General features: G+C 59.4%; 23 protein-coding genes and 1 riboswitch. Of the genes, 7 read left to right on the forward strand and 16 right to left on the reverse strand.

The features are described 5' to 3' along the window. Positions 1–24 precede the first annotated feature (24 nt). The 5 genes from moaE to moaA form a co-directional block, all read right to left on the reverse strand. Positions 25–477: a molybdopterin synthase catalytic subunit MoaE gene (gene moaE, locus K7H21_RS19170; protein WP_004130680.1), complete on the reverse strand. Its 453-nt coding sequence runs from the start codon at positions 475–477 to the stop codon at positions 25–27. Between the two features lies 1 nt (position 478). Beyond that, positions 479–727, reverse strand: a complete 249-nt coding sequence (gene moaD, locus K7H21_RS19175) for a molybdopterin synthase sulfur carrier subunit (protein ID WP_004130677.1) — start codon at positions 725–727, stop codon at positions 479–481. Beyond that, the gene (gene moaC, locus K7H21_RS19180; RefSeq protein ID WP_004130675.1) at positions 720–1,208 is read right to left on the reverse strand and encodes a cyclic pyranopterin monophosphate synthase MoaC; all 489 of its coding nucleotides are present in this window, start codon (positions 1,206–1,208) and stop codon (positions 720–722) included. Before moaC ends, moaD begins: the two co-directional genes overlap by 8 nt. A 3-nt stretch (positions 1,209–1,211) precedes the next feature. Further along, positions 1,212–1,724 (reverse strand): molybdenum cofactor biosynthesis protein B, encoded by a 513-nt coding sequence (gene moaB, locus K7H21_RS19185; protein ID WP_004130673.1) that lies wholly within the window; start codon positions 1,722–1,724, stop codon positions 1,212–1,214. Positions 1,725–1,745: 21 nt separating this feature from the next. Then, complete coding sequence (moaA, locus tag K7H21_RS19190; RefSeq protein ID WP_004130670.1) at positions 1,746–2,735, reverse strand: GTP 3',8-cyclase MoaA; 990 nt, start codon at positions 2,733–2,735, stop codon at positions 1,746–1,748. After that, a riboswitch (molybdenum cofactor riboswitch) is annotated at positions 2,723–2,861 on the reverse strand. (Overlaps the previous gene by 13 nt.) Before the next feature lie 208 nt (positions 2,862–3,069). Here moaA and yvcK point away from each other — a divergent pair. From yvcK to pmrB, 4 genes are all read left to right on the forward strand, one after another. Then, a complete protein-coding gene (gene yvcK / locus K7H21_RS19195; protein WP_049113355.1) occupies positions 3,070–3,975 on the forward strand; it encodes a uridine diphosphate-N-acetylglucosamine-binding protein YvcK in 906 nt (301 codons plus the stop codon). Positions 3,976–4,086: 111 nt separating this feature from the next. Beyond that, positions 4,087–5,730: a phosphoethanolamine transferase EptA gene (eptA, locus tag K7H21_RS19200; RefSeq protein ID WP_142481166.1), complete on the forward strand. Its 1,644-nt coding sequence runs from the start codon at positions 4,087–4,089 to the stop codon at positions 5,728–5,730. Beyond that, positions 5,727–6,398 (forward strand): two-component system response regulator PmrA, encoded by a 672-nt coding sequence (pmrA, locus tag K7H21_RS19205; protein WP_004130665.1) that lies wholly within the window; start codon positions 5,727–5,729, stop codon positions 6,396–6,398. The genes eptA and pmrA overlap by 4 nt, the downstream gene beginning before the upstream one ends. A 4-nt stretch (positions 6,399–6,402) precedes the next feature. Next, a complete protein-coding gene (gene pmrB, locus K7H21_RS19210; RefSeq protein WP_004130664.1) occupies positions 6,403–7,500 on the forward strand; it encodes a two-component system sensor histidine kinase PmrB in 1,098 nt (365 codons plus the stop codon). A gap of 302 nt (positions 7,501–7,802) precedes the next feature. Here pmrB and uvrB read toward each other — a convergent pair whose 3' ends face one another. Beyond that, positions 7,803–9,818 carry an excinuclease ABC subunit UvrB gene (gene uvrB / locus K7H21_RS19215; RefSeq protein WP_004130663.1) on the reverse strand — a complete coding sequence of 672 codons (2,016 nt, stop codon included), beginning with the start codon at positions 9,816–9,818 and terminating at the stop codon, positions 7,803–7,805. A 700-nt stretch (positions 9,819–10,518) separates the two neighbouring features. On the opposite strand from uvrB, the gene K7H21_RS19220 reads away from it, so the two are divergent. After that, positions 10,519–11,241 carry an ABC transporter ATP-binding protein gene (locus K7H21_RS19220; RefSeq protein WP_004135264.1) on the forward strand — a complete coding sequence of 241 codons (723 nt, stop codon included), beginning with the start codon at positions 10,519–10,521 and terminating at the stop codon, positions 11,239–11,241. Here K7H21_RS19220 and bioD read toward each other — a convergent pair. From bioD to bioB, 4 genes are read right to left on the reverse strand one after another with little or no spacing between them, the layout of a single operon-like run. Then, positions 11,183–11,905 (reverse strand): dethiobiotin synthase, encoded by a 723-nt coding sequence (gene bioD, locus K7H21_RS19225; RefSeq protein ID WP_112165393.1) that lies wholly within the window; start codon positions 11,903–11,905, stop codon positions 11,183–11,185. The genes K7H21_RS19220 and bioD overlap by 59 nt on opposite strands. Beyond that, positions 11,898–12,653, reverse strand: a complete 756-nt coding sequence (bioC, locus tag K7H21_RS19230) for a malonyl-ACP O-methyltransferase BioC (protein ID WP_004130659.1) — start codon at positions 12,651–12,653, stop codon at positions 11,898–11,900. Before bioC ends, bioD begins: the two co-directional genes overlap by 8 nt. Then, on the reverse strand, positions 12,637–13,794 hold the full coding sequence (bioF, locus tag K7H21_RS19235) for an 8-amino-7-oxononanoate synthase (protein ID WP_087830008.1): 1,158 nt from the start codon (positions 13,792–13,794) through the stop codon (positions 12,637–12,639). The genes bioC and bioF overlap by 17 nt, the downstream gene beginning before the upstream one ends. Further along, a complete protein-coding gene (gene bioB / locus K7H21_RS19240) occupies positions 13,791–14,831 on the reverse strand; it encodes a biotin synthase BioB (protein ID WP_139529679.1) in 1,041 nt (346 codons plus the stop codon). Before bioB ends, bioF begins: the two co-directional genes overlap by 4 nt. Positions 14,832–14,916: 85 nt before the next feature. Here bioB and bioA point away from each other — a divergent pair, with 85 nt between their 5' ends. Both bioA and K7H21_RS19250 read left to right on the forward strand, forming a co-directional pair. Beyond that, complete coding sequence (gene bioA / locus K7H21_RS19245; protein WP_112165486.1) at positions 14,917–16,206, forward strand: adenosylmethionine--8-amino-7-oxononanoate transaminase; 1,290 nt, start codon at positions 14,917–14,919, stop codon at positions 16,204–16,206. A gap of 69 nt (positions 16,207–16,275) precedes the next feature. After that, a complete protein-coding gene (locus K7H21_RS19250; RefSeq protein ID WP_223035290.1) occupies positions 16,276–16,752 on the forward strand; it encodes a kinase inhibitor in 477 nt (158 codons plus the stop codon). Positions 16,753–16,852: 100 nt separating this feature from the next. Here K7H21_RS19250 and K7H21_RS19255 read toward each other — a convergent pair whose 3' ends face one another. From K7H21_RS19255 to hutI, 6 genes are all read right to left on the reverse strand, one after another. Further along, positions 16,853–18,235 (reverse strand): amino acid permease, encoded by a 1,383-nt coding sequence (locus tag K7H21_RS19255; RefSeq protein WP_223035291.1) that lies wholly within the window; start codon positions 18,233–18,235, stop codon positions 16,853–16,855. 100 nt (positions 18,236–18,335) lie between these two features. Continuing rightward, a complete protein-coding gene (gene hutH / locus K7H21_RS19260) occupies positions 18,336–19,859 on the reverse strand; it encodes a histidine ammonia-lyase (RefSeq protein WP_004130641.1) in 1,524 nt (507 codons plus the stop codon). Beyond that, positions 19,856–21,544 (reverse strand): urocanate hydratase, encoded by a 1,689-nt coding sequence (gene hutU / locus K7H21_RS29065; protein WP_004130640.1) that lies wholly within the window; start codon positions 21,542–21,544, stop codon positions 19,856–19,858. The genes hutH and hutU overlap by 4 nt, the downstream gene beginning before the upstream one ends. Before the next feature lie 142 nt (positions 21,545–21,686). After that, positions 21,687–22,412, reverse strand: a complete 726-nt coding sequence (locus K7H21_RS19275; RefSeq protein WP_004130638.1) for a histidine utilization repressor — start codon at positions 22,410–22,412, stop codon at positions 21,687–21,689. A 54-nt stretch (positions 22,413–22,466) separates the two neighbouring features. Then, on the reverse strand, positions 22,467–23,423 hold the full coding sequence (gene hutG / locus K7H21_RS19280; protein WP_004130636.1) for a formimidoylglutamase: 957 nt from the start codon (positions 23,421–23,423) through the stop codon (positions 22,467–22,469). After that, positions 23,420–24,637 (reverse strand): imidazolonepropionase, encoded by a 1,218-nt coding sequence (gene hutI, locus K7H21_RS19285; protein ID WP_375339067.1) that lies wholly within the window; start codon positions 24,635–24,637, stop codon positions 23,420–23,422. Before hutI ends, hutG begins: the two co-directional genes overlap by 4 nt. Positions 24,638–24,721: the final 84 nt, after the last annotated feature.

The raw sequence follows: 24,721 nt of genomic DNA on the forward strand, positions 1-24,721 counted from the left end.
AATTTATCTTCTAAGCGTACCACACTACCAGCGTTCTGCCGCTTCACGGTCGCTATCTCGCGCATCAACCCAGCGCTCGCCTTCCGGCGTCGCCTCGCGCTTCCAGAACGGCGCGCGGGTTTTCAGGTAATCCATAATAAACTCCCCCGCCGCAAACGCGCTGCCGCGATGGGCGCTGGTGACGCCAACAAAAACAATCTCTTCTCCGGGCCACATCTCGCCGATACGGTGAATCACCGTGACCCGCCCCAGCGGCCAGCGCTCGCGCGCCAGCTCAACGATTTCCGCTAGCGATTTTTCAGTCATCCCCGGATAGTGCTCAAGGGTCAGCGCTTTCACGCTGTCGCCAAGGTTGTGGTTGCGAACCTTACCGGTAAAGGTTACCACCGCGCCGTCTTCATCGCGCTCGGCCAGCCAGGGGTATTCGTCGCCGACCTTAAAGCGGTCATGGCTGACGATAATACGCGTCTGCGTCATCTTATCCTCCGGTAACCGGCGGGAAAAACGCCACTTCATCACCGGCCGCCAGCGGATGATCGAAGGTGGTCAGCGTCTGATTTACCGCCGCCAGCAGTTTGCCCTCTTCCAGCGCCAGCGCCCAGCGGTCGCCGCGGGCGATCAGTTGCTGGCGAACGGCTTCAACCGTGGAAAGCCCGTGCGGATCGAGCGTCAGGGAATCGGTGCCGAGCAGTTCACGCACCTGAGCAAAAAAAAGAACCTTAATCATGGCTATCTTCCACTTTAAAATCGCCGGACTTGCCGCCGCTTTTCGCCAGCAGGCGCACCGGGCCAATCACCATATCTTTCTGTACCGCTTTGCACATATCGTAAATCGTCAGCGCGGCGACAGAGGCGGCGGTCAACGCTTCCATCTCAACGCCGGTTTTCCCGGTCAGGCGGCACAGGGATTCAATGCGCACCCGGTTATACTCGGGCTGCGCCTGCAGATTGACCTCAACTTTGCTCAGCATCAGCGGATGGCACAGCGGAATAAGCTCCCAGGTGCGCTTTGCCGCCTGGATCCCGGCGATGCGCGCGGTGGCGAAGACATCGCCTTTGTGATGGCTGCCGTCGATGATCATCGCCAGCGTCGTAGCCTGCATCTCAACATAGGCCTCGGCGCGCGCTTCGCGAACCGTCTCCGCTTTCGCCGAAACATCGACCATGTGCGCTTCGCCGGCGGCGTTAATATGGGTCAGCTGTGACATAAATTACTTCTTAAGGTGAGAGATAAAGTTGCACGGACGCGTACGCGCATCGAGCTGCGGCGCAATAATATTGTCCCAGGCGGTACGACAGGCTTTGGTTGAGCCAGGCATCGCAAAAATCAGCGTACGGTTGGCGATCCCGGCAACAGCGCGGGACTGCAGGGTCGAGGTACCGATCTCTTCGAATGAGAGCATGCGGAACACCTCGCCGAAGCCTTCGACTTCGCGGTCAAACAGCGGCAGCAGCGCTTCCGGCGCCTGGTCGCCGTCGGTAAAGCCGGTGCCGCCGGTAATCAGCACCACCTGCGCCTCATCGCCGGCAATCCACGCCGATACCTGGGCGCGAATAGCGTAGCGGTTCTCTTTCACAATCGCCTTATCGACGATGACATGGCCTGCCTCCTCTGCCGCATCGCGCAGCCAGTGGCCGGAGGTGTCGTCCTCTTCGCCGCGTCGGCTGGAGACGGTGAGAATAGCAATACGGGTCGGGATAAACTCAGCGCTGGCCTGGCTCATCTGATCGCTCCTTAAAATGAATTATCCGCCGATATACGACAGGTTCTGCGTAATACCGGTGTTGCCCTGATGCAGGAAATGAGTTTGCTTTTTGTGCGTTAACGCCTCGGATATGCGCGCCTCCAGCGCCGGCTGCTGCTGCTCATCGGCAAGAAGATCGCGCAGGTCGACGCCGCCTTCGCCGAACAGGCACAGGTGCAATTTACCCACGGAAGAGACGCGCAGGCGGTTGCAGGTGGCGCAGAAATCTTTTTCATAAGGCATGATCAGGCCGATTTCCCCGGCATAGTCCGGATGGCAAAACACCTGCGCCGGGCCGTCGCTACGCTGGCGGATCTGATGGATCCAGCCGCGGCGCAGCAGCTCATCGCGCAGCACCATGCCCGAGATATGATGGCGGCGGAACAGATCGCTGCTTTCGCCGGTTTCCATCAATTCAATAAAACGCAGCTGAATGCGGCGCGGCTGGATCCACGCCAGAAAGGTGTCGAGCTGGTGATGGTTAACGTCGCGCATCAGCACGGTATTAACCTTCACTTTTTCGAAGCCAGCGGCAAAGGCGGCATCAATGCCGTCCATCACCTGACGAAACTTGTCCTGGCCGGTGATGGCGTGAAACTGACGCGCATCGAGGCTGTCCACGCTGACGTTAATCGCCGTCAGCCCGGCATCGCGCCAGCTTTCAACATCCCGCGCCAGCCGGTAGCCGTTGGTGGTGACCGCAATCTGGCGAATGGAGGGATTTTCCCGCACGGCGGCGATAATGTCGGTAAAATCGCGACGCAGCGAAGGCTCACCGCCGGTCAGGCGTACCTTTTCCGTCCCCAGGGCGGAGAATGCGCGAGTGACGTGACGAACCTCATCGACGCTGAGGAAGCCTTTATTGGTGACGGCGCCGGGCTTATAGCCATCGGGCAGGCAGTAGGTGCAACGAAAGTTGCAGACGTCGGTAATTGATAAGCGCAGATAGTAAAACTTCCGCGCATATGCATCGGTAAGCTGTGAAGCCATAGACACCTTTCCAAATACGGGAGACGCGGTCATTTCTTTCCGCGCCCTGGTGGCAACCGAAGTTGTCACGGCCAAAGCACCATATCTTTTGACACAGGCACAGAGGCTAGAGTGTTAACGGGTTATGCCGATAGTAGCGCTTTAATAACGGTTTCGCCATTTCCGATTTCGTTATATATTCAATTACATATCGCTACGATCGCGCATTTTCGCTACAGAATAGCTAAAAACCACGCTTTTGCATTGATGTCGGTCAGTTTGTCAGGTCCCGCCCATCGTCTTTTAGGGGTAGATCGGTTACTGTGAGCCCGATTAATTGTTATAAAGGATTTTTATGCGCAATCGTACTTTCGCCGATCTTGATCGCGTTGTGGCTCTCGGCGGCGGGCACGGCCTGGGCCGGGTGATGTCATCCCTCTCTTCGCTCGGTTCACGCCTTACCGGCATCGTCACCACCACCGATAACGGCGGCTCTACGGGACGCATTCGTCGCGCGGAAGGCGGTATCGCCTGGGGCGATATGCGCAACTGTATTAATCAACTTATCGCCGAACCTAGCGTAGCGTCAGCGATGTTTGAGTACCGTTTTAGCGGCAACGGCGAACTTTCCGGGCATAACCTCGGTAATTTAATGCTTAAGGCGCTGGATCACTTGAGCGTCCGGCCGCTTGAAGCGATCAATTTGATCAGAAATCTCCTTAAGGTTGACGCGTTTCTGATCCCGATGTCGGAACAACCAGTCGATCTGATGGCTATTGACCACGAAGGGCATGAAGTCTACGGCGAAGTGAATATCGATCAGCTTGCCAGCGTGCCGCGCGAGCTTATGCTCTCGCCGCCGGTCCCCACCACTCGCGAAGCGATAGAAGCCATCGCCGAAGCCGACTTAATCCTGATTGGCCCCGGCAGCTTCTATACCAGCCTGATGCCGATTCTGCTCCTCGATGAGATGGCGCAGGCGCTACGCCGCACGCCCGCGCCGATGGTATTTATCGATAACCTGGGCAAAGAGCACAGCCCGGCAGCCAGCCTGACGCTGGCGGACAGAGTGGCCATTATGGAACAGCAGATCGGTAAACGGGTGATTGACGCGCTAGTTGTCGGCCCGAAGGCCGATGTCGCAGGGATTGAAAATCGGGTTGTCATTCAGACGCCCCTGGACGCCAGCGATGTGCCCTACCGCCACGATCGGCAGCTATTACGCCGCGCGCTGGATAAAGCGATTCAGGCATTAGGCTAATCCTCAAAACAGGCTTATTGTCGGGACAAAATCAGGCTGGCTTAAAATCTTAAGGTTGTCTTAAAAAAAAACGGGCAGCATAGCGAACATCTCTTTATGTGGACGTTCGCTATGTCGTTATTTTCTTTACGCCGGCCAATGCTTAACCGTACGGTCTATTTGATTCTTTTCGCCAGCTATATCGGTCTGGTGCTGAATATCGCTTTCTATCGCCAGGCGTTTACCCTGCTGCCGGTCAACGGTCTGCACAACTGGCTGGTGTTCCTCAGTATGCCGATTGTGGCCATCAGCGTGATGAATATCATCACCACGATAGCGTCGTTCCTGAAGCTTGACCGCCTCATCATCAGCCTGTTTATTTTGCTGAGCGCCTCGGCCCAGTATTTTATCTGGACCTTCGGAGTGATTATCGATCGGGCGATGATCACCAATATTCTTGATACTACGCCCGCCGAAAGCTTTGCGCTTCTCTCAGGCAGAATGGTCCTGATACTGGGTCTCACCGGCGTGCTGGCGGTGGTCGCGGCCTGGTGGGTTAAAATCCGCAAACCGGCCACCCTGTGGCGCAGCGTGGCGGTAAGGCTGGTGAGCATCGTGGTTTCAGCGCTGCTGATTATTCTGGTCGCGGCATTTTTTTATAAGGATTACGCCTCGCTGTTTCGCAATAACAAAGAGCTGGTGAAGTCCCTGAACCCGTCAAACAGCATTGTGGCGGTGAATTCATGGTATGCGCATAACAGAATGGACAATCTTCCGCTGGTCAAAATTGGCGAAGACGCGGTTCAGAAACCGGAGATGCGCAGCGGACCGCGGAAAAACCTGACCATCGTGGTATTAGGCGAAACCTCAAGGGCGGCCAACTTTTCCCTGAACGGCTACACCCGCGAGACCAACCCGCGCCTGAAACAGGATAATGTTATCTATTTCCCCGACACCACTTCCTGCGGCACCGCAACCGCGGTTTCCGTGCCGTGCATGTTCTCTAATATGCCGCGCGCCCACTATGATGAAGAGCTGGCGCACCACCAGGAAGGCGTGCTGGATATCCTGCAGCGGGCGGGAATTCAGGTGCAGTGGAATGATAACGACGGCGGCTGTAAAGGGGCCTGTGATCGGGTGCCGCACCAGAACGTCACCGATCTCAAGCTGAGCGGCCAGTGCATCGACGGCGAGTGCTACGATGAGGTGCTGTTCCATAACCTGGATAGCTATATCGACAATCTTCAGCAGGACGGGATTATTGTTCTGCACACCATCGGCAGCCACGGTCCGACCTACTACAATCGCTATCCGGCGCAGTTTAAACAGTTTACGCCGACCTGCGATACCAACGAAATTCAGAGCTGTACCCAGCAGCAGCTCACCAATACCTACGACAATACGATTTTGTATGTCGATTATGTGGTCGACAAAGCGATAAAATTACTCCAGTCAAAGCAGGATAAATTTACCACCAGCCTGGTGTATCTGTCGGATCACGGCGAGTCGCTTGGCGAGGATGGGGTATATTTACACGGGCTGCCGTGGTCCATCGCGCCGGAGACGCAAAAACACGTCCCGATGCTGCTGTGGCTGTCCGCGGATTATCAACAGCGCTATGGCGTGTCCAGCCAGTGTTTGCAGCAAAAAGCGAAAACGCAAGCGTATTCGCAGGATAATCTCTTCTCCACCCTGCTCGGTCTGCTCGGGGTCAGCACCCGCGAGTACCAGGCAACAGACGATATCTTAACGCCATGTAGAGAGGCAGGCCGATGAAAATTTTAGTCATTGAAGACGATGCGCTCCTGTTACAGGGATTAATCCTGGCGATGCAAAGCGAGGGTTACGTCTGCGACGGCGTGTCAACCGCCCACGAAGCAGCGCTCTCTCTGGCCAGCAATCACTATAGCCTGGTGGTCCTCGACCTCGGCCTGCCGGATGAGGACGGCCTGCACTTCCTGGCGCGCATGCGACGGGAGAAGTTCAGCCAGCCGGTGCTGATCCTCACCGCCCGCGATACCGTGGATGACCGCATCAGCGGCCTGGATACCGGCGCGGATGACTACCTGGTTAAACCGTTTGCGCTGGAAGAGCTTAACGCGCGCATTCGTGCCCTGCTGCGTCGTCACAACAATCAGGGCGATAACGAACTGACCGTCGGCAATTTACGCCTGAACGTCACCCGGCGACTGGTCTGGATCGGCGAACAGTCTCTGGATTTAACCCCCAAAGAGTACGCCCTGCTTTCTCGTCTGATGATGAAGGCGGGCAGCCCGGTGCATCGCGAAATTCTCTATAACGATATTTACAGCTGGGACAACGAACCGGCCACCAACACGCTGGAGGTGCATATCCATAATCTGCGCGATAAAGTCGGCAAATCACGCATCCGCACCGTTCGGGGCTTTGGCTATATGCTGGTTGATAACGCGGAGACCGAATAACGCTATGGCTTTTTTTGTCAGTGAAAACTGGACTATGCGTCATCGGCTGCTGCTGACAATTGGCGTTATTCTGGCCGTTTGTCAGCTCATCAGCGTGTTCTGGCTGTGGCATGAAAGCCAGGAACAGATACAGCTGCTGGTCGCCAGCGCCATCGAAGGGCATAACAATCAGAAGCATATTGAGCACGAGGTTCGCGAAGCGGTAGCCAGCCTGCTGATCCCGAGCCTGCTGATTATTGGCCTGGCGCTGTATATTTCCCTGCTGGCGGTTAAAAAAATCACCAGGCCGCTTTCCAGACTGCAGCTTGAGCTGGAAAGCCGCACCCCGGACAATCTGCAGCCTATCACGCTGAAGGAATCGGTTCCTGAAGTCACCGCGGTGACCACCGCGATTAATCAGCTGGTGTCCCGCCTGAATTTAACCCTCGATCGCGAGCGTCTGTTTACCGCCGACGTCGCCCATGAGCTACGCACGCCGCTGGCCGGGCTGCGTCTGCACCTGGAGCTGCTGGCGAAAGTGCACAACGTTAGCGTGGACCCGCTGATACAGCGTCTCGATCAAATGACCAACAGCATTTCTCAACTGCTTCAGCTGGCGCGCGTCGGCCAGTCATTCTCCGCCGGTAGCTATCAGCAGGTTGCGCTAAAAGAGGATGTTTTCGAGCCGCTGCAGGACGAGCTCGAAACGATGCTGCAGCAGCGCCAGCAAAAGCTGGTGTTCAGCGAAAAAGAGGGTGAAGCGGTGGTTTCGGGCGACGCCACGCTGGTGCAGGTAATCCTGCGAAATCTGGTGGAAAACGCCCATCGCTATAGCCCGACGGGGTCGACGATTAAAGTGTCGATAGCGCCCGGCCCAACGCCAATTCTGGCGATCGAAGACGAAGGCCCGGGAATCGATGAGGCGAAAAGCGGTGAATTAAGCAAAGCGTTCGTTCGCATGGACAGCCGCTACGGCGGTATTGGTCTTGGGTTAAGCATCGTCACCCGCATCGCCCAGCTGCACGACGCGCAGTTCTTTTTACATAACCGTCAGCCCGGCCCCGGCGTTCGCGCCTGGGTACTCTTCCCTAAAGCTTCGCGTCAGAACGTCAGCACCCACTGATGGAAAAAGGCAACGACAATAACAAACGCGCAGGTGACTGCCAGGTATTCGCGGAAGGTTAATTTTTGCATGGCGCTATCCTCAGTAAAGTGAGGATAGTTTCGCCAAACAAGATTAAGCCAACATTAAGCATCAGGGAAAATCGCGACAGAGGTGCAATAAATAACCAAAGCATTCCGGCCACCTCGTTTTGTCGCAGGGCCCGCTTTTCTGTCGGGTGGCGGCTAGCGCCTTACCCGACATGCGAACAACACATCCCGTCCATCACCCCGAAGACCCGTAAGGTCCTGGCGATTACTCCGCTACGAAGCGGCGATAAACAGCTCGCGCAACTGGTGAAGCTGGTCGCGAATTTGCGCCGCCTCTTCGAACTCCAGGTTCTGCGCGTGCTGCATCATCTGCCCTTCCAGCTCGTGAATCTTCTGCTGAAGCGCCTTCGGCGTGAGGGCGACCGTATCCGCCTCAACCGGTGAGCGGGACTTGCCGCGCCCCTTGGTTTTGGTTTTCGCGATATTCTGTCCAAGCGCCAGAATGTCGACCACTTTCTTGTTGAGCCCCTGCGGAACAATGCCGTGCTCTTCATTGTACGCCTGCTGCTTCTCACGGCGGCGCTCGGTTTCACCGATCGCTTTCGCCATCGACGGGGTGATTTTATCGCCGTAGAGAATCGCTTTGCCGTTGATATTTCGCGCCGCGCGGCCAATGGTCTGAATCAGCGAGCGTTCAGAGCGCAGGAAGCCTTCTTTATCAGCATCAAGGATCGCCACCAGCGAGACTTCCGGCATATCCAAACCTTCACGCAGCAGGTTGATGCCCACCAGAACGTCAAACTCGCCGAGGCGCAGGTCGCGGATAATCTCCATGCGCTCCACGGTGTCGATGTCCGAGTGCAGGTAGCGAACCCGCTCGCCGTGCTCTTCCAGATATTCGGTTAAATCTTCCGCCATCCGTTTGGTCAGCGTCGTGACCAGCACGCGCTCGTTGATCGCGGTGCGGATGCGAATTTCCGAGAGTAGATCGTCGACCTGGGTGCCCACCGGACGCACTTCGATAACCGGATCCAGCAGCCCCGTAGGACGGACGACCTGATCCACCACCTCGTCGCCGGATTTATCCAGCTCATAGGCCCCCGGCGTCGCCGATACGTAGATAGTTTGCGGCGCCAGGGCCTCAAACTCTTCAAACTTCATTGGCCGGTTATCGAGCGCCGACGGCAGACGGAAACCGTACTCCACCAGCGTCTCTTTACGCGCCCGGTCCCCGCGGTACATGCCGCCGATTTGCGGGATCGTAACGTGGGATTCATCAATCACCAGCAGACCATCGGCCGGCAGGTAGTCAAACAGCGTCGGCGGCGGCTCGCCCGGGCCGCGGCCCGACAGGTAGCGCGAGTAGTTTTCAATCCCCGAACAGTAGCCCAGCTCGTTCATCATTTCGAGGTCGAACTGCGTACGCTGGCTCAGGCGCTGCTCTTCCAGCAGCTTGTTGTTCTCAAGCAGCACCTTACGCCGCTCCGCCAGTTCCACTTTAATCTCTTCCATCGCCTGGACGATACGCTCGCGCGGGGTGACGTAGTGGGTCTTTGGGTAGACGGTGAAACGCGGGATCGTCGACTCGATATGACCGGTCAGCGGATCGAATAGCGACAGGCGCTCAACTTCCTCATCGAACAGCTCAACGCGCAGCGCGACGTCGTCAGATTCCGCCGGGAAGATATCAATCACTTCGCCGCGCACGCGGAAGGTACCGCGCTGGAAGGCCTGATCGTTGCGGGTATACTGCAGCTCGGCCAGGCGGCGCAAGATAGCGCGCTGGTCAATGATCATGCCCACCGTCAGGTGCAGCATCATCTTCAGATAGAGGTCCGGATCGCCCAGGCCGTAAATAGCGGAGACCGACGCCACCACCACCACGTCGCGACGCTCCAGCAGGGCTTTGGTCGCCGACAGACGCATCTGTTCAATGTGTTCGTTCACCGACGCATCTTTCTCGATGAAGGTGTCCGAGCTTGGTACATAGGCTTCCGGCTGGTAGTAGTCATAGTACGAGACGAAATACTCCACCGCGTTCTCCGGGAAGAACTCTTTCATCTCGCCGTAAAGCTGCGCCGCCAGGGTTTTGTTCGGCGCCAGCACCATCGTCGGGCGCTGCAGGTCAGCAATAACGTTGGCGATGGTAAACGTTTTACCTGAGCCGGTTACCCCGAGCAGCGTTTGATGCGCCAGGCCATCTTCCAGCCCCTCTTCCAGGCGACGAATGGCTTCCGGCTGGTCGCCGGAGGGACGGAAAGCAGAATGCAGCTTGAACGGTTTACTCATCAATCAGAACCTGAAGAAGGGTTGAACGGCAGGTGTTTAATTCTACTCGTCAGCTCAGCTTTTGCCAATAAAAAACACTGGATATAAAGCCAGTGTCCTATTATCGTATCCGGTCTAATTGGCGCTTTTTACCGCCAACATGGGCAAATAAAAAGCGCTTTACGGGATAATCCGCCACTCTGTAGGGTTATCCCCAAAAAGTATTGTCATTTAACATTTGTCAAGCGAGGGGATGAATGTTTTATGGCAGCCGGTGACACTTTTCTTACAGGCATTGCTTTTATCTAATCAATTGATATTTAATAGAATTTAATAAAAGACGGGTTTCGCGCCAATTCGCCCGCAGGCCGCGTACTCTCTAGCTTACCGCAAGTTTTCTAACTCTAATGCACAAGGTTATCCACAGGAATAGTGGATAACTGTCTGCAGCCCATGACCCGTGCCACCCGCACAAAACCGATCGCCTCGGCAAAACCCGCCGCGAAAAAAATTAATTGAATTTTTTTTGCTGTTTATCGACGAAGAGTAGCGAGATTTTTGCACCACGTTTCAGCGCGCGGGCACCGGGAAAGTGCAAGGCCGATCCGCTTTCGCCCGGCAGCACCTGTATAGACCAGCAAATACCGAGAGTTCTTTTTCCTGGCAAGAGATTTGCAGAATCTTCTTGTCGCCTGCTATCCCAGGAAAGGAGAAAACGTCTATGTTGAGTCTACGTGCCGTGAATCACTATTACGGAAGCCAGCACACGCTGTGGAATGTCGACCTCGAGCTCAGGCCCGGTAAATGCACCTGCGTAATGGGGCTTCAGGGGATGGGTAAAACCACGCTCGTCAATTGCATTACCGGCCATCTGCCGGTGGCCAGCGGCAGTATGACCTGGCAGGACGGCGGATCGGCGCCCTATGATCTGATGCCGCTCTCCGCGCAGTCGCGCAGCGCCATCGGCATTGGCTACGTCCCGCAGGATAAACGGATTTTTTCACAGCTGAGCGTCGAGGAAAATCTGCACATCGCCCTCGCGGCGGGCGGTGAACCGGCATCAGCGGTCGCCGGAGAGATTTACGATCTGTTTCCCGAGCTGTACGCTCTGCGGCAAAGTAAAGGGATTACCCTGACCGCCGACGACCAGTACCAGCTGGCGCTGGCGAGAGCGCTGATAACCCGCCCGCGCCTGCTGATCCTCGACGAGCCCTCACGCGGCGGCGGCCAGCGTTTCCTGCACAAACTTGGGGATTTACTGATGCGTCTGAACCGCGATATTGGCCTGACGGTGCTGATCGCCGAACAGCATCTGCCGTTTATTCGCCGGGTGGCGGATCGTTTCTGTCTACTGCACTGCGGACGCAGCGTCGCTCAGGGCGACGTTAACCAACTGGATACTCCACTGCTGGCGAAGTGGATGACGCCCGATCCAGCGCGCTGAGGTCGAGATACTGTCCCAGATCCTCACGCTGAACCGCATTCGCCAGCCACGGGATCTCGCCGAGCAACGGCGCGGGCAGTACGCGCTTCAACGTCGCCAGATACTCAGAGTGGCGCCTGCCCGGCGGCTGGATATCATTGGCTATCCAGCCCGCCAGCGGCAGCCCGGCCTGAAGCACCGCCTGAGCGGTAAGCATCGCATGGTTGATGCACCCCAGCTTAACGCCGACCACTAAAATCACCGGCAGCCGCTCTTCCCGTACCCAATCGGCAAAGGTCAGCGTCTGCGAAAGCGGCGTAAACCAGCCCCCTGCCCCTTCCACCAGCAGCCAGTCAGACAGAGCTTCCAGACCGCGCAGGCCTGCAGAGATCGCGGCGGCGTCGATCGGCCTCCCTTCTTCGGCGCTGATAATATGCGGTGACGTCGGCTCAGCAAAGGTGAACGGGTTGACCTGCTCGTAGCGTAGCGCCACCCGGCTATTGCGCTGTAAAGCCAGCGCATCCTCGTTGCGCAGACCCTGCGGCGTATATTCGCTGCCGGAAGCCACCGGTTTGTAGCCCGCGCTCTTAAATCCTTCGCGATTGGCCGCCTGCAGCAGAGCGCAGCTGGCGACGGTTTTACCCACCTCGGTGTCGGTGCCGGTAACGAAAAAACGTTTAATCACGTTCGATAACTCCTGTGAAAAGATGATACGTCAGCGGACACTGGCCCTGCTGCTGCGGCCAGGCGAGCTGAAGCTGCCTCAGCTTGCCGCGGCTGAGCGTAGCCGCGCCGCGCCCGTGGTGTAGATGGGTCGCGCCAATGCCTTTAAGCGAGCGCATCGCGCTGAGCGCGTCGGCAAACGGCAGCGTGATGGCGTGGACGTGGCCGCTGGCGCGGCGACCGGCCAGCGTCTGGCGCACCGCCTGCTCGCTGAGAAAACGGTTGGCGTGCGGCCGCGCATCGATGGCTCGCCAGGCCTGATTGAGCTCAGGTAAAGAACCTGACAGCAGCGTACTAAACGCGACGCGCCCGCCGGGCCGTACCACCCGGGACAGCTCATCAACGGCGGTAGCGAGATTGTCGCACCACTGAACCGCAAGATTGCTCCACGCCAGGTCAACACTACCGTCCGCCAGCGGCAGCGCTTCGATGTCGCCTTCCAGGTAGCGGTGCGCGCAGTTTCCGCGGCGGGCTTCCGCCAGCATGTCGACGGAAAGATCCAGTGCCGTCACCCGGCTCCCTGCATCGCGCCAGAAACGGCTTATGCTGCCGGGGCCGCAGCCCGCGTCCAGCACCTCTGGAAAGGTCTTGATATCCAGCTGTTCCAGCAGCAGAGAGGCACTTAGACGCTGTAATTCGTCGTGCTGGGTATAATGCCCCGCCGCGCGGCCAAACGCCGCCGCGATGGCGCGCTTATTCACCGCCGTCATGCAGCACCTCCAGCAGGCGAGCGATATCGGCAGACTTATGCGCGGCGGTCAGCGTCAGGCGCAGCCGCGCGCTGCCGGCGGGGACCGTCGGCGGGCGGATTGCCGTCGCCCAGCAGCCTTCCTCGCGCAGACGCGCCGCCAGCCGCAGCGCGCGCGCGTTATCACCGACGATCAGAGGCTGAATCGCGCTGCCAGAATCGGTGAGTTCACCGGGATAGTGGGACATTCCCCGGCGAAAGTCGGCGATATGGCCGGCCAGGGTTTCCCGCCGCTGCTGACCCTCGTCACTGCGAATCACGGCCAGCGCGGCGCTCAGCGCCACCGCTTGCGCCGGGGGCATGGCAGTGCTGTAAATCAGATGGCGGGCAAACTGCAGCAGATAATCCGCCAGCGCCTCGCTGCACAGCACCGCCGCGCCGCTGACGCCAAACGCTTTACCGAAGGTGACGATAAGCAGATCCGGGCGTATCTGCTGCGTATGGCAGCTGCCGCGCCCCTCTTCGCCGAGCGCGCCGATACCGTGCGCGTCGTCAACCAGCAGAAGCGCGCCCGCGACCCGCGACGCCTGGCAAACCTCCGCCAGCGGCGCGCTATCGCCGTCCATGCTAAAAATGCCTTCGGTCACCACCAGTTGCTGGCCAGTAAGCGGTTTCGCCAGCAACTCGTCAAGATGGCGGCAGTCATTGTGCTGAAAGCGTCGCAGCTGCGCCGGGCTCAGGCTGGCGGCTTCCAGCAGCGATGCGTGGCTGAGACGGTCGGCGACAATCCGATCCTCTTTGCCCGCCAGCGCGGCAATTACCGCCTGGTTCGCAGCAAAGCCGGAAATAAACAGCAGCGCGCGCGGATAGCCCAGCCAGTCGGCCAGCTGCTCCTCCAGCGCGCGGTGCGCCTCGCTATAGCCGCTGACGTGGCCGGAGCCGCCGCTGCCGACGCCGTAGCGCTCCGCGCCCTGCTGCCAGGCCTTGACGACAGCCGGATGCTGGCTGAGGCCAAGATAATCGTTGCTGGAAAAATTGAGCCAGCGCCGTCCTTCGCGGCTGAGCCAGCGTCCTGCGCCCAGCGTCACCGGTAGGCGACTGCGCAAGGCATCCGCCGCTCGCCGCTCCTCCAGCGCCAGCTCGATACGGTGCTGCCAGCTCATAGCGCCGCCGCGTTGTAATATTCCTCGGTATCCGGATTCATCAGCGCCTGCTCCAGGCGCTGCTGCTGGGCGTTATCGCCTTCCAGCACCGCGGTCTGCTGCGGGTTAATGCCCAGCTTGCGGAACAGCTGCAGGTCTTTGTCCTCTTCCGGGTTTGGCGTGGTCAGCAGCTTGCAGCCGTAGAAAATCGAGTTCGCTCCGGCCATGAAGCACATCGCCTGGGTCTGTTCGTTCATCTGTTCGCGCCCGGCGGAAAGACGCACGTGCGAGGTTGGCATCATGATGCGCGCAATGGCGATAGTACGAATAAAATCAAAGGCGTCCACGTCGTCGTTGTCCGCCAGCGGCGTGCCTTTAACCTTCACCAGCATGTTGATCGGCACGCTTTCCGGCGGCGTCGGCAGATTGGCCAACTGCAGCAGCAGCCCGGCGCGGTCTTTAACCGTTTCGCCAAGCCCGACAATCCCGCCGGAGCACACTTTAATCCCGGCATCGCGCACCTTGTCGAGGGTATCAAGGCGCTCCTGGTAGGTGCGGGTGGTGATGATATTGCCGTAGAACTCCGGCGAGGTATCAAGGTTGTGGTTGTAATAATCCAGACCGGCGCCGGCCAGGCGCTGCGCCTGGCTATCGTTGAGCGTACCGAGGGTCATGCAGGCTTCCAGCCCCAGCGCTTTCACCCCTTTCACCATCTGCTCAAGATACGGCATATCGCGATCGTTCGGATTCTTCCACGCCGCCCCCATACAGAAGCGGGTTGAACCGGCTTGTTTCGCCTGTCGCGCCGACTCCAGGACCTGTTCAACTTCCATCAGGCGCTCGGATTCGAGGCCGGTTTTATAGCGCGCGCTTTGCGGGCAGTATTTGCAGTCTTCCGGGCAGGCGCCGGTCTTAATCGACAGCAGCGTGCTGACCTGAACCTGGCGCGGGTCGAAGTGCTGGCGATGGACCTGTTGCGCTTCAAACAGCAGGTCCAGAAAGGGTTTATTAAATAACTCAGTAACTTGCGACATTGTCCAGCGGAGGTGGTGAGCCATTAGCCTCTCCCAAGGGTTTTGTTAATTGTTGGTTCGGTTTATACTCGTAAACCTAAATGTTTTCAAAATGGTTTACAAGTCGATTATGACAACGGACGATCTCGCTTTCGATCGGCGCCACATCTGGCACCCTTACACTTCAATGACTTCGCCGCTGCCGGTCTATCCGGTCGTGGCCGCCCACGGCTGTGAGCTGACCCTCGCCGACGGCGGGCAACTGGTTGACGGCATGTCGTCCTGGTGGGCGGCGATTCACGGCTACAACCACCCGCGGCTGAACGCGGCGATGAAAGGGCAGATTGAGCAGATGTCGCACGTGATGTTCGGCGGGATCGTTCACCCTCCCGCGATCGCCCTGTGCCGCCAGCTGGTGGCGATGACGCCGGAAAGCCTTGAGTGCGTGTTCCTCGCCGATTCCGGTTCCGTCGCCGTTGAAGTGGCGATGAAAATGGCGCTGCAGTACTGGCAGGCGAAGGGCGACCCGCGCCGACGCTTTCTTACCTTCCGCAACGGCTATCATGGCGATACCTTCGGCGCGATGTCGGTCTGCGATCCGGCGAACTCAATGCACAGCCTGTGGCAGGGTTATTTGCCCGATAACCTCTTCGCCCCGGCGCCGCAAAGCCGCTTTGACGGTGAATGGGATGAGCGGGATATCGTGCCGTTCGCCCGGCTGATGGCCGCCCATCGTCATGAAATCGCCGCGGTGATCCTCGAGCCGATTGTCCAGGGGGCGGGAGGCATGCGGATGTACCATCCCGAGTGGCTCAGGCGGATCCGCAAGATGTGCGATCGGGAAGGCATTCTGCTGATTGCCGATGAGATTGCCACTGGCTTTGGCCGAACGGGTAAGCTGTTCGCCTGCGAGCACGCGGCTATCGCGGCGGATATTCTGTGCCTCGGCAAAGCGCTGACCGGCGGCACCATGACGCTCTCCGCCACCCTCACCACTCGTCAGGTGGCGGAAACCATCAGCGACGGTGAAGCCGGCTGCTTTATGCACGGCCCGACCTTTATGGGCAACCCGCTGGCCTGCGCGGCGGCGACCGAGAGCCTGCGCCTGCTGGAAAGCGGCGAATGGCAGCAGCAGGTGGCGGCCATTGAAGCGCAGCTCAACGCCGAGCTGGCGCCGGCGCGCGAATCCGCGCAGGTTGCCGATGTGCGGGTGCTGGGAGCCATTGGCGTGGTCGAGACGCATCGGCCGGTCAACATGGCCGCTCTGCAGCGCTTTTTCGTCGAGCAAGGCGTGTGGATCCGCCCGTTCGGGCGCCTTATCTACCTGATGCCGCCGTACATCATTACGCCGGCACAGCTAAGCCGCCTGACGCGGGCGGTTAACATCGCTGTTCAGGATGAAACATTTTTTAGCGAATAAGCGACGGTAAAGGCGCGCCTCACGCGCTACACTTCTTTGCTAATCAGTGAATTAATGCGAGGAGAGACGATGAAATTAATCAGTCATGATTTGCAGGATGGCGAGAAGCTGCCCAATCGTCATGTCTTCAACGGTATGGGCTACGATGGCGATAATATTTCGCCGCATCTGGCGTGGGACGATGTCCCGGCCGGAACCAAAAGCTTTGTGGTGACCTGTTTCGATCCCGATGCGCCGACCGGCTCCGGCTGGTGGCACTGGGTGGTGGCCAACCTGCCGGCCGATACCCGCGTGCTACCGCAGGGAGCGGGCTCCGGGCAGGCGGAACTGCCCGAAGAAGCGATACAGGCCCGCACCGATTTTGGCCAGGCCGGGTACGGCGGCGCGGCACCGCCAAAGGGCGAGACCCATCGCTATATCTTTACCGTCCACGCGCTGGACGTCGAAAAGATTGACGTCGATGAGGGCGCAAGCGGCGCGATGGTAGGCTTTAACGTCCATTTCCACAGCCTCGGCAGCGCGTCGATTAGCGCCCTGTTTAGCTAACGATCCCGGATTACGGCGTAAACGCTTTATCCGGGCTACGAGTTCATGCAATTTGGTCGCCCGGGTAAGGCGTTAGCCGCACCCGGGAAAACCAAAACAATCACGACTCCGTCATCGCCAGCACGGCGTTTTTGCGCACCCGCGCAAACCACACCGCCGTCAGCAGTCCGAGCCACACCAGACCGGCGATCAGCGCAATCCGCGTCTCTTCCACCATTCCGAGCACCGCAATCACCAGCCCCATAAACAGCAGCGTCAGCAGCGGCGCAACCGGCCAGAACGGCACCGGGAACGCGATATTGCCGCGCTCTTCAGCGGACAGGCCGCGACGCATCGCAAAGTGGGCGAGCAGGATCATCACCCAGACCCACACCGTCGCGAAGGCCGCCAGCGAAGCGATCAGCACAAACACCTGCTCCGGCATCAGGTAGTTCAACACCACCGCCACCAGCAGCGCCACGCCCATCACCACCACCGTCATCCACGGCACGCCGTTGCTGGCGATACGCTGGAAGCTCTTCGGCGCCAGCCCCTCTTTCGCCATACCGTACATCATGCGCCCCGCGCCGAAAATATCGCTGTTGATCGCCGAAATACTGGCGCTGATGACGATGATATTCAGAATGGTGGCCGCCGCAGGAATACCCAGACCCTCAAAAATCAGCACGAAAGGACTGCCCCGCTCGCCGAAGCTATTCCACGGGAATATCGCCATCAGAATGGCCAGGGTGCAGACATAGAACAGCACGATACGCAGCGGGATAGTGTTGATCGCCTGCGGGATCACCTTCTGCGGATTCTTCGCTTCCGCCGCGGTCACGCCGATAATCTCGACGCCGCCAAAGGCAAACATCACGATACCGAGCGAGGCAATAATCCCCTCCCAGCCGTTAGGGGCAAAGCCGCCGTGGCTCCATAGGTTCTCCAGCCCGGTTGCCGGGAAAGCATTACCGAACCCGAAGAAAATAATGCTGCCGCCCGCCACAATCATGGCGATAATCGCCACCACTTTGATCAGCGACAGCCAGAACTCCATCTCGCCAAAAACGCGCACGCTGCACAGGTTCATGGCGCCGATAAAAAAGATAATGCTTAGCACCCAAATCCAGCGCGGAACATCGGGATACCACAGTCCCATATAGATGCCGAAAGCGGTAACGTCCGCGAGGGCGACGATCACCATTTCAAAAGTGTAGGTCCAGCCGGTGATAAACCCCGCCAGCGGACCAAGATACTGGCGCGCGTAGCTGCTGAAGGAGCCGGAAACGGGGTTGCGTACCGCCATTTCCCCCAGCGCGCGCATCACGATAAACACCGCCGCGCCGCCGATCAGATAGGCCAGCAGTACCGCCGGGCCCGCGGCTTTGATCGCCGATGCCGAGCCGTAAAACAGCCCGGTACCGATGGCGGAGCCGAGGGCGATAAAACGAATGTGCCGGGCGTTCAGCCCGCGCAGCAGGTGTGGCTTGTTTTGTTGTTGCATATGCAAGTGTCCTGATAGTTTTTATACGACGACAAATATGCGTGTAGGGTGGCCGGGAAGAAGCGATCCCCCCGGCGCGGGTACAGAGAACAGCGATGATTTAGAGCACGGCGGGCAGCAGCCGCGTCAAATGACGCGCCGCCAGAAGCGCAATGGCGTTTTCGATATCCGGGGCGAAGAAACGATCCTCGGTGTAATGGGTTACCCGTTCGCGTAGCAGGTGTCGCGCCTCTTCCAGCAGCGGGCTACTGGTCAGGCCTTCGCGCATATCCAACCCCTGTACGGAAGCCAGCCACTCAACGGCCAGCACGCCGCGGGTATTTTCCGCCATCGCCCACAGGCGACGCCCGGCGGCCGGCGCCATGGAAACGTGGTCCTCCTGGTTGGCTGAGGTCGGCAGACTGTCCACGCTGTGCGGATGCGACAGCGCTTTGTTCTCGCTGGCCAGCGCCGCCGCCGTCACCTGGGCAATCATAAAGCCGGAGTTGACGCCGCCGTTTTTCACAAGGAACGGCGGCAGCTGCGACATATGGCTGTCCATCATCAGGGCGATGCGGCGCTCCGACAGCGAGCCAATTTCGGCAATCGCCAGCGCGATATTATCCGCCGCCATCGCCACCGGTTCGGCGTGGAAGTTACCGCCGGAAATCACGTCGTTCTCGCTGGCAAATACCAGCGGGTTGTCGGATACCGCGTTGGCTTCCACCAGCAGCACCTCAGCCGCCTGGCGAAGCTGGGTCAGGCAGGCCCCCATCACCTGCGGCTGACAGCGCAGAGAGTACGGATCCTGCACCTTGGTACAGTTATGATGCGACTGGGAAATGGCGCTGTCGTCGGTCAGCAGATGGCGATAGAGCGCCGCGGCGTCAATCTGCCCGCGCTGGCCGCGCGCTTCATGAATGCGCGGGTCAAACGGCCGGCGCGATCCAAGCGCCGCCTCGGTGGTTAACGCCCCGCAGACCACCGCAGAAGAGAACAGATCTTCGGCTTCGAACAGGCCGCGCAGGGCAAATGCCGTCGAGGCCTGCGTGCCGTTGAGCAGCGCCAGTCCCTCTTTCGCCGCCAGAGTAATCGGCTCCAGCCCGGCTTTACGCAGCGCTTCCGTCGCCGGCAGCCACTCCCCGCCGCGCACCCGCGCTTTCCCCTCGCCAAGCAGGGTTAAAGACATATGCGCCAGCGGCGCGAGGTCGCCGGATGCGCCGACCGATCCCTTCGCCGGGATCCACGGCGTCACACCCGCGTTGACCAGGCCAATCAGCGCCTGGATCACGCTCAGGCGAATCCCGGAAAAGCCGCGCGACAGGCTGTTAATTTTCAGCACCATAATCAGACGCGCGAGGTCGTCATCCAGCGGTTCGCCTACTCCCGCCGCGTGCGACAGCACCAGCGAGCGCTGCAGGTTTTCCAGGTCTTCGGTAGAGATGCGGGTTTGCGCCAGCAGGCCAAAACCGGTGTTGATACCGTAGGCGGTGCGACCTTCCGCCAGAATGGCGTTAACGCAGGCGACGCTGTCATCAATCGCCGCGAACGCGCTTTCGTCGAGGGCGAGCTTTAGCGGCTGGCTGTAGACGTCGCGCAGCTGCGACAGGCTGAGTTGACCCGGAATCAGTGTTAAAGCGTTCATTTAGCGTGCCCCTGCGTTGCTGCCACCATCGGAAGATTCAAACCTTGTTCTGTCGCGCACTCAATCGCGATATCGTAACCTGCATCGGCATGACGCATCACGCCGGTCGCCGGATCGTTGTGCAGGACGCGGGCGATGCGCGCGGCCGCCTCATCAGTACCATCGCAGACGATAACCATACCGGAGTGCTGCGAAAAGCCCATCCCGACGCCGCCGCCGTGGTGCAGCGACACCCAGGTCGCACCGCTGGCGGTATTCAGTAAGGCGTTGAGCAGCGGCCAGTCGGAAACGGCGTCGGAACCATCGCGCATCGCTTCCGTTTCGCGGTTCGGGCTGGCGACGGAGCCGGAGTCAAGGTGGTCGCGGCCAATGACGATCGGCGCGGAGACTTCACCGCTGCGCACCATTTCGTTAAACGCCAGCCCCAGCTTCTGCCGCCATTCGAGACCTACCCAGCAGATACGTGCCGGCAGTCCCTGGAAACTGATACGCTCGCGGGCCATATCCAGCCAGTGGTGCAGGTGCTTATCGTCTTTAACGATCTCTTTTACTTTGGCGTCGGTTTTATAGATGTCCTGCGGGTCACCGGACAGGGCAACCCAGCGGAACGGGCCGATGCCGCGGCAAAACAGCGGGCGGATATAGGCGGGTACAAAACCGGGGAAAGCAAACGCATTGTCAACGCCCATCTCCTGGGCCATCTGGCGAATGTTATTACCGTAGTCAAACGTCGGCACGCCCATTTCGTGGAATGCCAGCATCGCCTGCACGTGGTCGGCCATTGAGCGCTTCGCCGCCAGGATAGTGCCCTGCGGGTCTGACTCGGCTTTCGCCTGGTACTCTTCCCAGCTCCAGCCTTTCGGCAAATAGCCGTGCAGCGGGTCGTGGGCGCTGGTCTGATCGGTCACCATATCCGGGCGCACGCCGCGCTTGACCATTTCCGGCACGATGTCGGCCGCGTTTCCGCACAGGGCGATAGAGATCGCCCGGCCTTCGGCGGTGTATTTTTTGATGCGCGCCAGGGCGTCATCCAGCGACGTCGCCTGTTCGTCAACGTAGCGGGTACGCAGACGGAAATCGATACGGCTTTGCTGGCATTCAATATTCAGCGAGCAGGCGCCCGCTAAGGTCGCGGCCAGCGGCTGCGCGCCGCCCATGCCGCCCAGACCGGCGGTCAAGACCCAGCGTCCTTTCAGGCTGCCCTGGTAGTGCTGGCGGCCGGCTTCAACGAAGGTTTCATAGGTGCCCTGCACGATGCCCTGGCTGCCGATATAGATCCAGCTGCCGGCGGTCATCTGACCGTACATCGCCAACCCTTTGGCATCCAGTTCGTTAAAGTGTTCCCAGGTTGCCCAGTGCGGCACCAGGTTGGAGTTGGCGATCAGCACCCGCGGCGAATTTTCATGGGTTTTGAATACGCCCACCGGCTTACCGGACTGCACCAGCAGGGTTTCATCGCTCTCCAGGTTTTTCAGCGCCTTCACGATGGCGTCGTAGCATTCCCAGTTGCGCGCCGCGCGCCCGATACCGCCGTACACCACCAGCTCATGCGGGTTTTCGGCGACATCCGGGTCAAGGTTATTCATGAGCATACGCAGCGGAGCTTCGGTCAGCCAGCTCTTCGCATTTAGCGTCGTGCCACGCGGTGCACGGACGTCCTGCTGGCGGTATTTGCTTTGCGACATCGGGGGTTCTCCTGACAATTAACGTTGTGTACGTAGATACATATACTTGTCTATACAAGCATGCGCAAGCCAGGATTTAACACAAATGATACATTTTTGTTATATTGCGTCAGCAATCACGTTTTGCTGACGCGCAGGGAGTTCAGGACGCAAAATGGCCCTGCAGACGGTAGCGGCTGCCGGGGAAAAGCAGGCGCGCGTGGGAGACGATATGGGTAGTGGACCAGGTGCGGCGGCGGATCAGCAGACAGGGGTCGTGCGGGTGAATATGCAGCAGCGCGCACTCCTCAGCCGTTGCCTGCACCGCCTCGACAATGTGCTCCCCTTCGGTCAGCGGGGCGATCAGCGACAGATAGTCGTGGGGCGTGGTGGCGGTATAGTCCTGACGCAGATAGTCCGGCACCACGGCGGCGTTGACGCAGCGGTCCTCAATCTGTACCGGGACGTCATTTTCAAAATGTACCATTAGCGAATGGAAAATCCGCGTACCGGCGGCCACGTTCAGCGCCGCGGCCTGAATCAGGTCGGCCTGCGTTTCCTCCAGCAGCAGCACTTCACAGCGGTGCTGATGGCGGCGCGAAGCAATTTCTTCGGCGATGCTGCGCACTTCAAACAGCGCCGACTGCCCTTTCGGCTCCGCGACAAACGTCCCTACCCCCTGTAATCGCACCAGCAGGCCTTCATCGGTCAGTTCACGCAGCGCCCGATTGATGGTCATGCGGCTAAAGCCAAACTGCGCCACCAGTTCCGCCTCCGAAGGAATGCGATCGTGCGGACGCCAGACGCCGCTGTGGATCTTTTCGCTGATAGCCTGCTTCACCTTTTCATAGAATGGCGCAGGCGCGGAACGAGGTTGCGGTGAGAACATGGCCGGGCTTCCTTGTGCAAATGGGCGGCGAAACGTCCAGAATATACCGAATCGCTACCGCCACCAATGGGCGATTTGCCACGCCAGGCGGGCTGCCGTGCGGGCTCCACGGCTATCAATATCGTACTGCGGATTAAACTCCACCAAATCCACCGCCTGGAGCTTACCGCTGCGGCACAGCGGCTCGACGATGCGCAGCAGCATGGCCATCGGGATGCCGAGCGCGGCAGGCGCGGAGACGGCGGGCATTTCACTGGCGGGCAGCACGTCGAGATCGATAGTCAGATACAGACGATCGTAGCGGGCGATATTTCGCGCGATCTCCGGGATCGCTCGCGCCTCGAAAGCGGTAAGCACATCGAGATCTTCAATAATCGTCACCTCGCGGCGGGCGGCCTCGTCCAGCAGCGCCTGGGTATTGGCGGCGCGGCTCACGCCGATGCAGGCGTAATGAAAAGCGCGCCGCTGCGCTTCGCAGGCCAGCGCCAGCTGACGGAACGGCGTACCGGAGCTGGCCCGGTCGGCGATACGTAAATCCAGATGCGCATCAAGATTAATAATGCCGACCTCCTCCCCCGGGAACGCGTCCAGAACCCCGGCGCCGTGGCCGAAGGCCGTCTCGTGCCCGCCGCCGAGGACCAGCGTACGCTTGCCCGCGCGTTGGCAGGCGGTTACCGCTTCGCGCAGCGCCTGCTGTGCCGCCTCCAGCGCGTCGTCCACCACATGGATAGTCCCCATATCCACGCAGCGGTCGTGTCCATCATGGCTGGCCATATTTGCCAGTGCCCGGCGCAGGGTTTCCGGCCCCATTTCAGCGCCGGTGCGCCCTTTATTGCGCCGAACCCCTTCATCACAGGCGAATCCAAGCAGGGCAATCTCGCCAGCCAGCTTCTCCGGCTCAAAACGCTCGGCCCGGACGATAGTCTGAAACAGGCGCAGCGCGTTGGCCGCCTCCGCGCTGTCGTCGCGTCCCTGCCAAAGCGCGGCGGGGGTAGGTTGCCATAGCTTCATACGATTTCTCCACGAACGACCCGCTGCCAGAGCGGACTGCGCCCGGGCTCATAAACCATCTCCACCGGATGCTCCGCATCCCAGATAGCGAAATCGGCAACAAAGCCCGGCGCCAGCTGGCCATGGCTCGCCTTGCGGCCCAGCGCCTGCGCCGCATGACGCGTCACGCCTGCCCACGCCTCCTCCGGCGTTAAGCCAAATTTCACACAGGCCATATTCATCGCCAGATGCAGGCTGGCAAAGGGGCTGGTGCCGGGATTGTAGTCCGTCGCCACCGCCATCGGGATCTGATATTCACGCAGCAGTTCAACCGGCGGCCTGCGGGTTTCGTTAAGGAAATAGAACGCGCCGGGCAGGAGCACCGCCACGGTGCCGCTGCGACTCATCGCCGACACGCCTTCTGGCGTCAGGTATTCGATATGGTCGGCGGAAAGACCGTGATAGCGGCTCACCAATTCAGCGCCGCCCAGCGAAGAGAGCTGCTCGACGTGCCCTTTTACCGGAATACCCAATGCCTGGGCCGTGCTGTAAACCCTTTCCGTTTGCGCCGGACTAAAGCCAACGTTTTCGCAGAAGGCATCAACGCTTTCAAATAGCCCCTCTTCCCACAGCGTGGGAAGAATGGTTTCACATACCAGATTAATATAACCGTCCGGGTCGCCTTTATATTCCGGCGGCGTGGCGTGGGCGGAGAGCAGCGTGGGGGAAATCTCAACGCTATGCACCGCGGCAAGCTGTTGTACAACCCGCAGCATTTTACGTTCGTTTGCGAGATCCAGCCCGTAGCCGGACTTGATCTCGAGAGTAGTGACCCCTTCGCGCAGCAGACGAGTCAGCCGCTGTCGGGCCAGCGCCAGCAGTTCGGCTTCGCTGCTGTCGCGGGTAGCCCGCACGGTCGCGTTAATACCGCCGCCGTTGGCGCTAATGGTCTGGTAGGAGACGCCGTTGAGGCGCTGCTCCCACTCTTGCGCCCGGCTGCCGCCAAAGACCAGGTGCGTATGGCAATCTATTAGCCCCGGCGTAAGCAGTCTGCCGCCAAGGTCAATACTCTGCCCTGCGGGCGCCTGGCCTTCTGGCACAATGGCTTCGATACGTCCGTTGCGTACCAGCAGCGCATGATAATCCAGCAGCCCGTAAGGCTGAGAGGAACGAGGATCGAGCGTGGCCAGGCGGACGTTTCGCCAGATTACGCGTTCGGAAGGTAGGTGTGTCATAGCCGTCAACTTGTCATGGGTTGTATAGACATTTATTTTGATTCCGCGAAAAATGTCAACCCGACAGCGGCGAATGTTATTTAT

Origin of the sequence: Klebsiella sp. CTHL.F3a, assembly GCF_019890895.1 — a bacterium.
Classification (GTDB): domain Bacteria; phylum Pseudomonadota; class Gammaproteobacteria; order Enterobacterales; family Enterobacteriaceae; genus Klebsiella; species Klebsiella grimontii.